The 13,765-nt window shown below is 72.9% G+C and carries 11 protein-coding genes; 7 read left to right on the forward strand and 4 right to left on the reverse strand.

Translation table 11 applies throughout. The features are described from left to right. The first annotated feature begins 131 nt into the window (after nucleotides 1-131). Nucleotides 132-3,152, forward strand: a complete 3,021-nt coding sequence (locus tag ACE1OA_RS20405; protein WP_356602964.1) for a protease pro-enzyme activation domain-containing protein — start codon at nucleotides 132-134, stop codon at nucleotides 3,150-3,152. An 82-nt stretch (nucleotides 3,153-3,234) separates the two neighbouring features. Here the strand turns inward: ACE1OA_RS20405 and ACE1OA_RS20410 are convergent, their stop codons facing one another. The 4 genes from ACE1OA_RS20410 to ACE1OA_RS20425 all read right to left on the reverse strand — a co-directional run bounded on the left by ACE1OA_RS20410 (nucleotide 3,235) and on the right by ACE1OA_RS20425 (nucleotide 8,127). Continuing rightward, nucleotides 3,235-4,086: a DMT family transporter gene (locus ACE1OA_RS20410; protein WP_356602966.1), complete on the reverse strand. Its 852-nt coding sequence runs from the start codon at nucleotides 4,084-4,086 to the stop codon at nucleotides 3,235-3,237. Continuing rightward, nucleotides 4,083-4,592, reverse strand: coding sequence for a YbaK/EbsC family protein (locus ACE1OA_RS20415; protein ID WP_356602968.1), 510 nt, complete (start codon nucleotides 4,590-4,592; stop codon nucleotides 4,083-4,085). The genes ACE1OA_RS20410 and ACE1OA_RS20415 overlap by 4 nt, the downstream gene beginning before the upstream one ends. A gap of 43 nt (nucleotides 4,593-4,635) precedes the next feature. After that, nucleotides 4,636-6,273 (reverse strand): penicillin-binding transpeptidase domain-containing protein, encoded by a 1,638-nt coding sequence (locus ACE1OA_RS20420; RefSeq protein ID WP_384869230.1) that lies wholly within the window; start codon nucleotides 6,271-6,273, stop codon nucleotides 4,636-4,638. A 93-nt stretch (nucleotides 6,274-6,366) separates the two neighbouring features. After that, on the reverse strand, nucleotides 6,367-8,127 hold the full coding sequence (locus ACE1OA_RS20425; RefSeq protein ID WP_384869232.1) for a dolichyl-phosphate-mannose--protein mannosyltransferase: 1,761 nt from the start codon (nucleotides 8,125-8,127) through the stop codon (nucleotides 6,367-6,369). A 52-nt stretch (nucleotides 8,128-8,179) separates the two neighbouring features. Between ACE1OA_RS20425 and rsmI the strand changes: the two genes are divergently transcribed. The 6 genes from rsmI to ACE1OA_RS20455 all read left to right on the forward strand — a co-directional run bounded on the left by rsmI (nucleotide 8,180) and on the right by ACE1OA_RS20455 (nucleotide 13,736). After that, the gene (rsmI, locus tag ACE1OA_RS20430) at nucleotides 8,180-9,079 is read left to right on the forward strand and encodes a 16S rRNA (cytidine(1402)-2'-O)-methyltransferase (RefSeq protein ID WP_361309533.1); all 900 of its coding nucleotides are present in this window, start codon (nucleotides 8,180-8,182) and stop codon (nucleotides 9,077-9,079) included. A gap of 139 nt (nucleotides 9,080-9,218) precedes the next feature. Next, complete coding sequence (locus ACE1OA_RS20435) at nucleotides 9,219-9,653, forward strand: hypothetical protein (RefSeq protein WP_356605717.1); 435 nt, start codon at nucleotides 9,219-9,221, stop codon at nucleotides 9,651-9,653. A gap of 86 nt (nucleotides 9,654-9,739) precedes the next feature. Beyond that, nucleotides 9,740-10,609: a TatD family hydrolase gene (locus ACE1OA_RS20440; RefSeq protein ID WP_356774713.1), complete on the forward strand. Its 870-nt coding sequence runs from the start codon at nucleotides 9,740-9,742 to the stop codon at nucleotides 10,607-10,609. 72 nt (nucleotides 10,610-10,681) lie between these two features. After that, entirely contained in the window at nucleotides 10,682-11,941 is a 1,260-nt protein-coding gene (locus tag ACE1OA_RS20445; protein WP_432753179.1) for a ubiquitin-like domain-containing protein, read from the forward strand. After that, nucleotides 11,938-12,798: a 16S rRNA (adenine(1518)-N(6)/adenine(1519)-N(6))-dimethyltransferase RsmA gene (gene rsmA / locus ACE1OA_RS20450; protein WP_356605723.1), complete on the forward strand. Its 861-nt coding sequence runs from the start codon at nucleotides 11,938-11,940 to the stop codon at nucleotides 12,796-12,798. The genes ACE1OA_RS20445 and rsmA overlap by 4 nt, the downstream gene beginning before the upstream one ends. Continuing rightward, nucleotides 12,795-13,736: a 4-(cytidine 5'-diphospho)-2-C-methyl-D-erythritol kinase gene (locus ACE1OA_RS20455; RefSeq protein ID WP_356605725.1), complete on the forward strand. Its 942-nt coding sequence runs from the start codon at nucleotides 12,795-12,797 to the stop codon at nucleotides 13,734-13,736. The genes rsmA and ACE1OA_RS20455 overlap by 4 nt, the downstream gene beginning before the upstream one ends. The last annotated feature ends 29 nt before the right edge of the window (nucleotides 13,737-13,765 follow it).

The raw sequence follows: 13,765 nt of genomic DNA on the forward strand, positions 1-13,765 counted from the left end.
CCCGGGCGGAGCCCGGACCCCAGTACGACTTTGCACGCTTTCGCCGTGCCCGCATACCCGCACGGCGCACCCTTCCCGCGGATTCACCTGCCCGCACACCGGGACGACGGGGATCGTGAAAGGGAGTGTGCATGGGCCGAACCGCCCGTGAGAAGGCATTCAGATGGGGCGCGGCGGCGGTCGCCACCCTCGCCGTCACCGCCGCCGGGATACCGGCGTCGCAGGCGGCAACCACGGACGAGCCCGGACCCAAGCGGGTCGGATCGGCCCCGAAGATCCCGCACGGCGCCGTCCGCTCGGCGGACCCGGCCGCCGGCGAGAAGCTCGACCTGAACGTCGTGCTGGAGCCGCGGGACCAGGTCGCGCTGGACCGCTTCGTCGCGGCCGTGTCCGACCCGAAGTCGCCGCAGTACCGCCAGTACCTCGGTACGGGCGAGTTCGCGGCCGCGTTCGGCGCCGCGCCGCAGACCGTCGCGAAGGTCAGGGCCGAACTGGAGGCCAAGGGCCTCACGGTCGGCGAGCTGGAGGCCGACGGCCTCACCCTGCCGGTGACCACGACGATCGGCGGGGCCGCCAAGGCGTTCCGCACCGAGTTCGACGGCTACCGGCTGAAGGACGGCAAGAAGGGCGTCGCGAACACCGCGGCCCCGCAGTTCGACGGTGCGACGGCCGGCGCCGTCCGCGGCGTCGTGGGCCTGAGCAGCCTGGCCTCCTTCGAGCCGCGCAACTCCGGCGCCAAGCGCGCGGGCCGCGTGCAGCCGGCCGACGACTCGGGCTCGGTCACCCGCCAGCCGCGCCTGACGGGCACGACCCCGGCGATGTGCTCGGGCATCGTGGACATGTTCGCGGACGCGTCCGACCCGAACTACCCGCCGATGTACGACAAGCAGGACTACTGGAGTGCCCGGTCGCTCGCGACCGCGTACAACATGGCGAACCAGCCGAACGTCCAGACCGGCACCACGATCGCCATCTACTCGCTGGAGAACTACGACCCGAAGGACATCGCGAGCTACCAGGCGTGCCACGGCACGAAGGTGCCCGTGACCCCGGTCCGGGTCAACGGCGGCCCCACCGAGCCGGCGGGCCTGGAGACCGGCGCGGGAATGGAGACCGCGCTCGACGTCCAGACCATCATCGGTCTCGCCCCGCAGTCCAAGATCCTCGTCTACCAGGGCCCCAACACCTGGGACGACGGCACGGACGTCTTCCGCAAGATCGTCACGGAGAACCGTGCCAAGGTCGTCTCCGTCAGCTGGGGCAGCTGTGAGATGAACACCCCGACCGAGGTCATGGACGCCGAGAACCTGGCGTTCCAGCAGGCCGCGGCCCAGGGTCAGACCATCGTCGCCGCCTCCGGCGACAGCGGTTCCACCGGCTGCTACTTCGACAACGACCAGAACGGCGTGCCGGACCAGCCGAACGCCGACCAGCTCGTGACCGACAACCCGGCCTCCTCGCCGTACGTCCTCGGCGTCGGCGGCACCACCATGCGGACCTCGGTCACCAACCAGACCACCTGGACCGGCTCCGGCGGCGGCGTCTCGCGTCACTTCACCGTGGCCGCCGACGGCTTCCAGACCGGGAGGACCGGCGCGGGCTACAGCGACCTCTGCACCGCCGGTGCCGGCACGAACTGCCGCCAGGTCCCGGACGTCTCCGCGGTCGGCGACGGCGACACCGGCTACCCGGTCGCCTTCGGCCAGGACGGCGGCCAGTGGTGGTGGATCATCGGCGGCACCAGCGGCGCCGCCCCGGTGTGGGCCGCCCTGATCGCCCAGGCCGACCAGGACCTCGCCTGCCAGGCCAACGGCCCGGTCGGCTACGCCCACCAGGCGCTGTACAAGCTCCCGGCGGCGGCCTTCCGTGACGTGACGACCGGCCACAACAACGTGACCCAGTCCGGCAACGTCAGCGGCCTCTACCAGGCCGGCGCCGGCTACGACCTCGCCACCGGCCTCGGCACGCCGAACGGCCGCGAGATCGTCAAGGGCCTGTGCCAGGCGGTCCCGCGCTCCGCGGCGACCACCTTCAACGCGCTTGCCCCGGCCCGCATCCTGGACACCCGCTACGCCATCGGCCGCGCCGGCACCGCCCCCGTCGGCGCCAACGGCACGGTCAAGCTCAAGGTCGCGGGCGCCGGCGGCGTCCCCGCCACCGGCGTGACCTCGGTCGTCATGAACATCACGGCCACCGCACCCTCCGCGTCGGGCTTCCTGACGGCGTACCCGAGCGGCACCACCCGCCCGTCCTCGTCCAACATCAACTGGCTGAAGGGCCAGACCATCCCGAACCTGGTGACCGTCCCGGTCGGCAAGGACGGCTCGGTCGACCTCTTCAACGCCGGCGGTGGCACCACCCACTTCATCGCGGACGTGTCCGGCTACTACTCGGCCGACGCCGGCGGCAGCACCTACGTGCCCAAGGGCCCGGCCCGCATCCTCGACACCCGCAACGCCATCGGCCGCGCCGGCACCGCGCCGGTCGCGGGCAAGGGCACCGTCACCCTGACCGTCGCGGGCGCCGGCGGCGTCCCGGCCACGGGTGCCACCGCGGTCGTCCTCAACGTCACGGCGACCGCGCCGACCTCCAACGGCCACCTGATCGCGTACCCGAGCGGCACCACCCAGCCGACGGCGTCCAACATCAACTGGCTCACCGGTCAGACCCGGCCCAACATGGTCGTCGTGCCGGTCGGCGCGGACGGCAAGGTGAAGCTGTACAACGCCGGTGGCGGCACCGTGCACTTCATCGCCGACGTCTTCGGCTACTACACGGCCGCGACCGACGGCGTGTCCTTCCACACCGCGGGCCCGAGCCGGCTGCTCGACACCCGTTCCGCCCTGGGTACGGCCTCCGCGGCCCCGCTGGGCGCCGGCACCAACCTGGTGCTGGACCTGAACGACGGTCACACGCTGGCCAACGCCAAGGCGGTCGTCCTCAACGTGACCGTCACGGCCCCGTCGACCGCCGGTTTCCTGACCGTGTGGCCCGACGGAACGGCGCTGCCGAACGCGTCCAACCTCAACTGGACGGCCGGTCAGACCACGGCCAACCTGGTGACCGTCCCCGTCGTCAACGGAAAGATCGACTTCCGTTCGAAGAGCGGCACCGTGCACGTGATCGCCGACCTGTTCGGCTACTACATGTAAGGCGCCCCGCGCCACGCAGGAGGCCCTGCCCCGCCGCTTCACCGCGGCGGGGCAGGGCCTCCTCGCTCCGGGCTCCGCCCCGTCAGGAGGCGTGCAGCATCAGCCCGATGCCGACGACCATCAGCCCGGCGGCGGCCACCCGCGGCCCGCCGAAGCGCTCCTTGAAGAACAGCGCGCCGATCGCCGCGCCGACGATGATCGACGACTCCCGCAGGGCCGCGATCGGCGCCAGCGCCGCCTTCGTCTGGGCCCACAGCACCAGGCCGTACGCGGCCACCGACAGCGCCGCCCCCAGCAGGCCGCGGACGGCGTGCGGGCGGAGCTGGGCCGCCAGCGCGCCGCGCCTGCGGTACAGGGCGTACGCGGGGATCGCCAGGCCCTCCATGACCATCAGCCAGGCGATGTAACCGAGCGGGGTACCGGACGCGCGCACTCCGACGCCGTCGACGACCGTGTAGCCGGCGATCGCCAGTCCGGTGGCACCGGCGGCCAGCAGGGCGGCCCAGTCGGGGCGGCGCCCGGTGCCCCGGATGCCCCAGAGGGCCAGGCCGGTCAGGCCCGCGCAGGCGAAGGCGACCCCCGTGAGCTGCCAGCCGTCCGGGATCTCGTCCACGAAGACCGCCGCGAGGACGGTCACGGCCAGCGGGGCCGTGCCCCGCGCGATCGGGTACATCTGGCCGAAGTCGCCGAGGGTGAACGACCGCATGAGCAGCGCCATGTAGCCCACGTGCAGCACCGCGGAGCCGGCGAGGTACGGCCAGGCGCCGGCCGCCGGCAACGCGACGAAGCAGGCGGTCACGCCGCCGATCAGCGCCCCGCCGCCGGATATCAGCGTGAAGGAGAGCAGTTGGTCCCGGATGTTGTGGGCGATCGCGTTCCAGCTGGCGTGCGTCACCGCGGCGGCGAGGACGGCCGCCGCGACCAGGGGCGTCACCGCACCCGCTCGCGGACGTCCACGACCGCGCCGCCCGCGTGGGCGATCAGCGTCCGCGGGTCGAGGGCGAACACGGTGTGCGGGTTGCCCGCCGCCGCCCACACCACGGCGTGGTCGAGCAGGCCGCGGTCGGCGAGGACCCGGGTCCGGGTGCGGTGCCCGAAGGGCGGGACGCCGCCGATCGCGTAGCCCGTGGTCTCGCGGACGACGCGGGCGTCGGCCCGTGTCACGGCCGCCGCGCCGAGCTCCTCGCGGACGCGTTCCACGTCGACCCGGGAGGAGCCGTCCATCAGGACCAGCACCGGCACCCCGTCGGCCGCGAAGATCAACGACTTGACGATCTCGGAGACCTCGCAGCCGATGGCCTCGGCGGCCTGGGCCGCGGTGCGGGTCTCGTCCGGGAAGCGGCGGACCTCCACCTCCAGGCCCAACTCCCGCAGGGCTTCGGCGAAGAGGGGGTGGGCCGGGGACGTGAGGGACGCGGCGGTGGGTTCGTGAGCGCTCATGGCCCGCACGCTAACGGTATGTGTACGGGCCACGCGAACGGTTTCAGCCGGCGTTCAGGACCTTCGCCACGACGGGCCCCGCGGCGTCGCCGCCGTGTCCGCCGGACTGGACGACGGCCGCCGCCGCCAGATCGCCGGAGAACCCGGTGAACCAGCTGTTGGAGGTCTCCTGGCCGCCCACCTCGGCCGAGCCGGTCTTCGCGCCCTTGTCGGCGCCACCGACCGGCGCCATCGCCCGTGCGCCGGTGCCGCTGGTGGCCGTGCGCCGCATCATGTCCCGCAGCTGACGGGCCACCGAGTCGGGCAGGCGTCGCTGGGCGGTGGCGATCGTCCGGTCGTCCAGGTCCTTGGGCACGATGATCGGCTGCCTGAACGAGCCGGTCTTCGCGGTGGCGGTGATCGAGGCGATGTTGAGCACGTTCATCTGCACGGTGCCCTGGCCGATGTACTGGGCGGCGGCCTCGCCGCCGGTCTCGGCCGGGATGCTGCCGTCATAGGTGTCCACGCCGGTCTGCCAGTTCAGGCCGATCCCGAAGACGTCCCGGGCCTCCTTGCCGAGCGCCGCGTCGTCCTTGACGTCGTCGATCTTCTTGATGAACGCGGTGTTGCAGGACATCGCGAAGCTCTGGGAGAAGGGCACGTTGCCGAGCTTGAAGTTCTTCAGGTTGTGGAACGTGCGGCCGTAGTACATGGCGTTCTCCGGGCACTCGGCCGGCCGGTCCGCCGTCACCAGCCCCTTCTCCAGGAGCAGGGCCGCGGTCACGATCTTCAGTGTGGAGCCGGGCGCCTGCTTGCCGAGGAAGGCCGTGTTGTAGCCGCTCGCCGGGTTGTTGGCGACGGCCCGGATCTCGCCGGTGCTCGGCTTCACCGCGACGACCGCGGCCTGCCCGTACTGCCGGACCGCCTTCTCGGCCGCCGCCTGCACGTCCGCGTCGATGGTGGTCTCCAGCCGCCCCGGCTCGCCCTTGACGAGGGTCAGCAGGGTGGAGTCGGCCACCCCCTCGGTCTCGGACTCGACCCAGGTCTCGATGCCGGCGGTGCCGCCGGCCTTCCTGCCGTACCGCTCGCGGAGCTGGTCGAGGACCGGGCCGAGGGAGGGGTACTTCTCCTTCGTCAGCTCGCCGCCCTCGCGGTCGACGGCCTTGACGGCGGCGGCCTTCGCCGTGCCCGTGCGCAGCGTCGTGCCCTTGGTCAGCCGCGGATGGAGGACGGACGGCTTCCAGTCGACCAGGGGGCGCCCGGTGGTGAGCCCGCGCACGACGGTCAGCTGCGAGGAGTACGTCCAGGGCTTCGACCGCCCCTCGAAGGTCACGGTGGCCTTCACCGTGAACGGCACGGTGGTGCCGTTCGGCGCGCCCGGGGTGATGACGGCCCCGGAGACCTTCGCGCCCTCGCGGTAGTTGAGCACGGCCGGCCCGGCGTCGACGGGGTTGTTCGTCAGCTGCGCGGCCCGGTCCGACTCCCCGGCCGCCCAGGCGGCCAGGAAGTCCTTGGCGGTGCCGACGACCTCGTCGGTGTGCAGGGGACCGGACTTCTTGGCACCGGTCCCGGATTGCGCACCGGTAGCGGAATTCCCGCTCCCGCTTATTCCGGTCCAGAGGTTGTACCCGCCGTATCCGACCCCGCCCGCCACGACGACGAACACACTTCCTACCAACGCGACCTTGGCTCCACTGCGCATGACGGTGAATCCCCTCCCCAGGTGGTAGCCGCAGTCAACCAGTGCTTCCGCCCGCGTGTCGAGCGAGATCCGATTGCGCCGGGAATGGCCCCGCTAGATCCAGGTGTCCAGCCACATCCTGTTTCTCCACTGGTCCATCGGAATCGCCGTGCCGGTGTACAGCGGCCAGAAATAGATGAAATTCCAGACGATGAGCAGAACCAGAACACCGGCCCCCACCGCCCCGAAGGTCCGGCGCCTTTCCGAGGAACCCGCCGGGCCGATCATCGCCCCGATCATCATCGTCACCGCGAGACACAGGAACGGAACGAACACCACCGCGTAGAAGAGGAAGATGGTGCGTTCCTGATAGAGGAACCACGGCACCCACCCCGCCGCGATCCCGCAGGCGATGGCGCCCGCCCGCCAGTCCCGGCGGAAGAACCAGCGCCACAGGACGTAGAGGATCGCGAAGCACGCCGCCCACCACAACAGGGGCGTGCCCAGGGCCAGGACCTCCTGCGCGCACTTCTCCGTCGCGGTCGTGGGACAGCCGGCCTCGCCCGGTGCCGGGCTCTCGTAGAAGTACGAGACGGGGCGGCCCAGGACGATCCAGCTCCACGGGTTCGACTGGTACGTGTGGTGCGAGGTCAGGTGGACGTGGAACTGGTACACCTCGGTCTCGTAGTGCCACAGGCTGCGCAGCCAGTCCGGCAGCCACGACCAGAAGCCCGAGCCGTACGCCTTGTCCTGCTCGGCCGCCCAGTTGCGGAAGTACCCCTTGTCGGTGCTGATCCAGCCCGTCCACGTGGCGAGGTAGGTGAGCACCGCGACCGGCACCACCGAGACGAACGCGGGCAGCAGGTCCCGGCGGGCCACCGCGGCGTGGGGGCGCACCGCGCCCGCCGTGCGCCGCGCGCCCACGTCCCACAGGACGGCCAACAGGCCGAACGCGGCCATGATGTACAGCCCGTTCCACTTCGTCGCGAACGCCAGCCCCAGCATCACCCCGGCCGCCAGCCGCCACGGCCGCCAGCCCAGGCGCAGCGTCTCCGCGACCTCCGCGTCCGGCCGCAGCACCCCCTCCTCGTCCTCCGGCAGGGCCGCCGCCAGCCGCCGCCGCGCCCAGTCCCGGTCGATCAGCAGGCAGCCGAAGGAACCGAGCACGAAGAACATCAGCACCTGGTCGAGCAGCGCGGTGCGGCTCATCACGAAGTGCAGGCCGTCCACGGCGAGCAGCGTGCCCGCCAGGCAGCCCAGGAAGGTCGAGCGGAACAGCCGCCGGCCGATCCGGCACAGCATCAGCACCGACAGCGTGCCGAGCAGCGCCACCATGAAACGCCAGCCGAACGGCGTGAAGTCGAAGAATTTCTCGCCCAGGCCGATGACCCACTTGCCCATCGGCGGGTGCACCACGTAGCCCGGATCGGTCGGCACGACGACGCTCGACGGATCGCTCAGGATCGTCTTGTCGATGTCCTTCGGCCAGGCGCCCTCGTACCCCTGGTTGACCAGCGCCCAGGAGTCCTTGGCGTAGTAGGTCTCGTCGAATATCACCGCGTGCGGCTTGCCCAGGTTCCAGAACCGCAGCACCCCCGCGAACAGCGCCACCAGCAGCGGACCGCCCCAGGCCGACAGCCGCCACAGCCGCTCCGCGAGCAGCGGCGACACCCCCAGCAGCGACCACAGCCGCTCCGAGGGCCGCGTGTACGACGGCACGAGGCGTTCCCGCAGCCCCGCCCGTGCCGCTCCCCCGGCCGGGGGCGCGTAGCCGAAGCGCCGCAGACGGTGCTGCCATGCCGGCGGCGTCGAGACCGACGAGGGCTCTTCCACGGCGCGCTGACCCTCCAGGGCCTCAGGTGCGGTACTGGTCACCGCGCCATCGTAGGGAACGTGCCTGTGCGAGTCGCCTCTACGGGCTGCGAGGATGGGCCATGTGACAGGAACGGTGACCGGAACGCTCGTACTCGCAGGTACCCCCATCGGGGACATCGCGGACGCCCCGCCGCGGCTCGCGGCCGAACTCCAGGCGGCGGACATCGTCGCCGCGGAGGACACCCGCCGGCTGCGCGGCCTGACCCGCGCCCTCGGCGTGCACACGTCCGGGCGCGTCGTCTCCTACTTCGAGGGCAACGAGTCGGCCCGGACGCCCGAGCTCGTCGAGGCGCTCGTCGGCGGCGCCCGGGTGCTGCTGGTCACCGACGCCGGCATGCCCTCCGTCTCCGACCCCGGCTACCGGCTCGTCGCCGCGGCCGTCGAGCAGGACATCAAGGTCACCGCCGTGCCCGGCCCCTCCGCGGTGCTCACCGCGCTCGCGCTGTCCGGGCTGCCCGTGGACCGCTTCTGCTTCGAGGGCTTCCTGCCCCGCAAGGCCGGCGAGCGCCTCGGCCGGCTCCGCGAGGTCGCCGACGAGCGCCGGACCCTCGTCTACTTCGAGGCCCCGCACCGCCTCGACGACACCCTCGCCGCGATGGCCGAGGTATTCGGCGCGGACCGGCGGGCGGCCGTCTGCCGCGAGCTGACCAAGACGTACGAGGAAGTGAAGCGCGGCGGCCTCGGCGAGCTCGCGACCTGGGCCGCCGACGGCGTGCGCGGCGAGATCACCGTCGTCGTCGAGGGCGCCCCGGAGACCGGGCCGGCCGAACTCGACGCCGAGGAGCTGGTGCGCAGGGTGCGGGTGCGCGAGGAGGCGGGGGAGCGACGCAAGGAGGCGATCGCCGCCGTCGCCGCCGACGCGGGGCTTCCCAAACGCGAGGTGTTCGATGCCGTCGTCGCGGCAAAGAATGCGGCTGCGCAGAGCCCCGGGAACGGTAAAGGACTATCGTGAAAAGCAAAGCAAAACCCGTGCGGCGGGCCTGCCGAGGGCCTCAGGGCAAGGGAAGGCCAAAGAGCATTCCATTGTTCCACCGGCGCTGATGCGCTCCGGCCCGAAAAGGCGTCCACTGGATCAGTGGAGAGGAGCTGGCATGAGTGAGATCACCGGCACCGGCACACCCGTCGCGCACGAGGCGTACGCCTTCGCGTGCATGCGCTGCGGATACGGCTGGGAGCAGGAGTACGACATCGAGCACCACCTCGATGCGGCCGGTCAGGCTTTCATCGTCTACAAGGCGGGCGGCGAACGCGTACCGTCACCGCTGTCCAGCCCGACCTGCATGAATTGCGGCGGGCACGTCGTGCGCATCATGCGGGCCGGACAGGTTTCCTCGGTCCTCGACCTCATCGCCGCGGCCGAGAAGCACCGCCGCGGAGCCCGGGAGGCGAGGCCGGTCGGCCCGGCAGGACCCATCGGACAGGAACTCATCGAGACCGCGCCCGAGGAGGGCACGCCCCCCGAGAAGCCCGACCACCACTGGCACCTCTCGGACCTGCTCCACCCCTTCCAGCACCGCAACAAGTAGGCAGCCGCGACCGGACGACCGGCCCCGGGGTCCCGCGCACCCGGGCCGTCGCGAGTGGACCCGGCGACCCTCGTACGATCGGGTCCATGAGTTCCAAGGACGCCCCGCCGCCGCTGCCCGAGCCCCTGCTGGTGCCGGTGGCGGACTCCCACACCCACCTGGACATGCAGTCCGGCACCGTCGAGGAGGCCCTGACCAAGGCCGCCGCCGTCGGCGTCACGACCGTCGTCCAGGTCGGCTGTGACCTCAAGGGGTCCCAGTGGGCCGCCGAGACCGCCGCCGCATACGGCAACGTGCACGCGGCCGTCGCCCTCCACCCCAACGAGGCCCCGCGGATCGTCCTCGGCGACCCCGACGGCTGGTCCCGCCAGGGCGCGCGCGAGGCCGGCGGCGACGCGGCCCTCGACGAGGCGCTCGCCGAGATCGACCGGCTGGCGTCCCTGCCGCACGTCCGCGCCGTCGGCGAGACCGGCCTCGACTACTTCCGCACCGGACCCGAGGGCATGGCCGCCCAGGAGCGCTCCTTCCGCGCCCACATCGAGATCGCCAAGCGGCACGGCAAGGCCCTCGTCATCCACGACCGCGAGGCCCACGCCGACGTGCTGCGGGTCCTCGACGAGGAGGGCGCGCCCGAGCGGACCGTCTTCCACTGCTACTCCGGCGATGCCGACATGGCCCGGATCTGCGCGGCCAAGGGCTACTACCTGTCCTTCGCGGGCAACGTGACCTTCAAGAACGCCCAGCCGCTGCGCGACGCCCTCGCCGTCGCCCCGCTGGAGCGCGTCCTGGTCGAGACCGACGCCCCGTTCCTGACGCCGGCGCCCTACCGGGGCCGGCCCAACGCGCCGTACCTGATCCCCGTCACCGTCCGCGCGATGGCGGCCGTGCGCGGGATCGGCGAGGACGTCCTGTGCGAGGCGATCGCCGACAACACCGCACGGGCCTTCGATTACTGATCCATAACGGTTACGTCGGGTAGTCGAGTCGCTTTGGAGAGTGACCGCCGTCCGGGCTAGGGTCCCGGCCTCGTGAGCACTTCCCAGGGCAGTCATCGCGCCGCGCGGGGCGGACAGCGGGCGGCGACGCTGCCCTTCCACGAGCAGCAGACCCAGGTGGCACCCCTCGTCGTCCCCGGTCAGGGCACCCGCGCCGAGGCCCGGCGGGCCGCACGGCGCCGCAAGTCGTCCCCGCCCGCCGTCGAGGGCCTGCGGCGCCTCGTGCCGCAGGCCCTCGTCGTCGCCTTCCTCGCCGGCGGTACGAGCGCCTTCGTCGCCAACGACAAGGCCGTCCGGCTCACCGTCGACGGCGTCCCGCGCACCCTGCACACCTTCGCCGACGACGTCGACGAGCTCCTCGCCGACGAAGGGCTGACCGTCGGCGACCACGACATCGTCGCCCCCGCCCCCGGCGAGGCGCTGGCCGGCGGCGACGAGGTCGTCGTCCGCTACGGCCGCCCCGTCCGCCTCACCCTGGACGGCCGCCGCCGCGAGGCGTGGACCACGGCGCGGACCGTCGACGGCGCCCTGCGCCAGCTCGGCGTCCGCGCCGAGGGCGCCTACCTCTCCGTCTCGCGCTCCGCCGCCATCTCCCGCCACGGCCTCGCCCTCGACGTCCGCACCGAACGGACCGTCACACTCCTCGCCGACGGCCGCGAACGCACCCTGCGCACCAACGCCGCCACCGTCCGCGAGGCCGTCGAGGAGGCCGGCATCACCCTCACCGGCCAGGACACCACCTCGGTACCGCCCGGATCCTTCCCGCGCGACGGCCAGACGATCACCGTCATGCGGATCTCCGGCACCCGCGAGGTGCGCGAGGAGTCGATCCCGTACGCCGTCGAGCGCACCCGCGACCCCGACCTGTTCGCGGGCACCGAGCTCGTCGAGGAGCAGGGCCGGGCCGGTGTGCGCCGGGTCGTCTACGCGCTGCGGACCGTCAACGGCGTCCGGCAGCGGCCGAAGCGGATCGGCGAGGAGATCGTCCGCGAACCCGTCGCCCGGAGGGTGAAGGTCGGCACCCGTCCGCTGCCCTCGTCGGTGGCCGGCGCCGACGGACTCGACTGGGGCGCGCTGGCCGCCTGCGAGTCCGGCGGCCGGCCGGGCGCGGTCGACCCGTCCGGCACCTACGGCGGGCTGTACCAGTTCGACCCCGGCACCTGGCGGTCGCTCGGCGGCACCGGAGTCGCCCAGAACGCGCCCGCCTCGGAACAGACGTACCGGGCCAAGAAGCTCTACGTGCAGCGGGGGGCGAGTCCCTGGCCCCACTGCGGCCGTAGGCTGTACCGGTGAGCACCACCGATCCCGACGCCCTCCTCGGCCCCGCCGACATCCGTGAACTGGCAGCGGCGCTTGGCGTCCGCCCGACCAAGCAGCGCGGCCAGAACTTCGTCATCGACGCCAACACGGTCCGGCGGATCGTCCGCACGGCCGAGGTGCGACCCGACGACGTGGTCGTGGAGGTGGGACCGGGACTCGGGTCCCTCACCCTGGCCCTGCTGGAGGCCGCGGACCGCGTGACGGCCGTCGAGATCGACGACGTCCTGGCCGGCGCGCTGCCCGCGACGATCGCGGCCCGCCTCCCCGCGAAGCAGGACCGCTTCGCGCTCGTGCACACCGACGCGATGCACGTCCAGGAGCTGCCCGGGCCGCCGCCGACGGCGCTCGTCGCGAACCTGCCGTACAACGTGGCCGTGCCCGTCCTGCTGCACATGCTCGACCGCTTCCCGACGATCGAGCGCACGCTGGTCATGGTCCAGGCGGAGGTCGCCGACCGGCTCGCGGCGCAGCCCGGCAACAAGGTCTACGGCGTCCCCTCGGTCAAGGCCAACTGGTACGCCGACGTGAAGCGGGCCGGCTCGATCGGCCGCAACGTCTTCTGGCCGGCGCCGAACGTCGACTCCGGTCTGGTGTCCCTGGTCCGCCGGACCGAACCGGTCGCGACCACCGCCTCCAAGGCCGAGGTCTTCGCGGTCGTCGACGCCGCCTTCGCCCAGCGCCGCAAGACCCTGCGCGCCGCGCTCGCCGGCTGGGCGGGCTCGCCCGCCGCGGCCGAGGACGCCCTGGTGGCGGCGGGCGTCTCGCCCCAGGCCCGCGGCGAGTCCCTGACGGTCGAGGAGTTCGCGCGGATCGCGGAGGCGAAGAAGTGAGCGGTACGGAACCGGCCGGCACCCCCGGCACGGGCGCGACGGCGGCCGGCGTCACCGTGCGCGTGCCCGCCAAGGTCAACGTCCAGCTCGCCGTCGGTGCGGCGCGTCCCGACGGCTTCCACGACCTGGCCAACGTGTTCCTCGCCGTCTCCCTCCACGACGAGGTCACGGCCACTCCGGCCGCCGCCCTGACGGTCACCTGCGAAGGCCCGGACGCCGACAAGGTCCCGCTGGACCGGACGAACCTGGCCGCGCGGGCCGCCGAGCTCCTCGCCGCCCGCCACGGCATCTCCCCGGACGTCCACCTCCACATCGTCAAGGACATCCCGGTCGCCGGCGGCATGGCCGGCGGCAGCGCCGACGGCGCCGGCGCCCTGCTCGCCTGCGACGCCCTGTGGGGCCTCGACTCCTCCCGCGCCGAACTCCTGGAGATCTGCGCCGAACTCGGCAGCGACGTGCCGTTCAGCCTCGTCGGCGGCGCCGCCCTCGGCACCGGACGCGGCGAGAGGCTGACCGAGGTACCGGTCGGCGGCACCTTCCACTGGGTGTTCGCCGTCGCCGACGGCGGCCTGTCGACCCCCGCCGTCTACGGCGAGTTCGACCGCCTCAACGAGGGCGTCGACGTGCCCGAACCGGCGGCCTCTCCCGCGCTCCTGGAGGCGCTGCGCACCGGCGACGCCGGCGCGCTCGCCGGCGCCCTGGCCAACGGCCTGCAGCCGGCGGCCCTCTCGCTGCGGCCCTCGCTGGCCGCCACCCTCGACGCCGGCCTGACGGCCGGGGCGCTCGCCGCCCTCGTCTCCGGTTCCGGCCCGACGACCGCCTTCCTGGTGAAGGACGCCGAGTCCGCCGAGTCGGTCGCCGCGGCCCTCGTCGCCTCCGGCACCTGCCGCACGGCACGGACGGCCACCTCGCCCGCGCCGGGGGCCGGCGTCCGGTAGGGGGTGCCCCGCCGGGCCGGCGGGGTACT

The sequence above is a fragment of the Streptomyces sp. JL2001 genome (assembly GCF_050917515.1).
In the GTDB taxonomy this organism is placed as follows: domain Bacteria; phylum Actinomycetota; class Actinomycetes; order Streptomycetales; family Streptomycetaceae; genus Streptomyces.

Coding starts and splice junctions, on each gene's coding strand:
- ACE1OA_RS20440 (WP_356774713.1), top strand. CDS start 9,740: ATGAGTTCCAAGGACGCCCCGCCGCCGCTGCCCGAGCCCCTGCTGGTG.
- rsmI (WP_361309533.1), top strand. CDS start 8,180: ATGGGCCATGTGACAGGAACGGTGACCGGAACGCTCGTACTCGCAGGT.
- ACE1OA_RS20405 (WP_356602964.1), top strand. CDS start 132: ATGGGCCGAACCGCCCGTGAGAAGGCATTCAGATGGGGCGCGGCGGCG.
- ACE1OA_RS20420 (WP_384869230.1), bottom strand. CDS start 6,273: ATGCGCAGTGGAGCCAAGGTCGCGTTGGTAGGAAGTGTGTTCGTCGTC.
- ACE1OA_RS20415 (WP_356602968.1), bottom strand. CDS start 4,592: ATGAGCGCTCACGAACCCACCGCCGCGTCCCTCACGTCCCCGGCCCAC.
- ACE1OA_RS20435 (WP_356605717.1), top strand. CDS start 9,219: ATGAGTGAGATCACCGGCACCGGCACACCCGTCGCGCACGAGGCGTAC.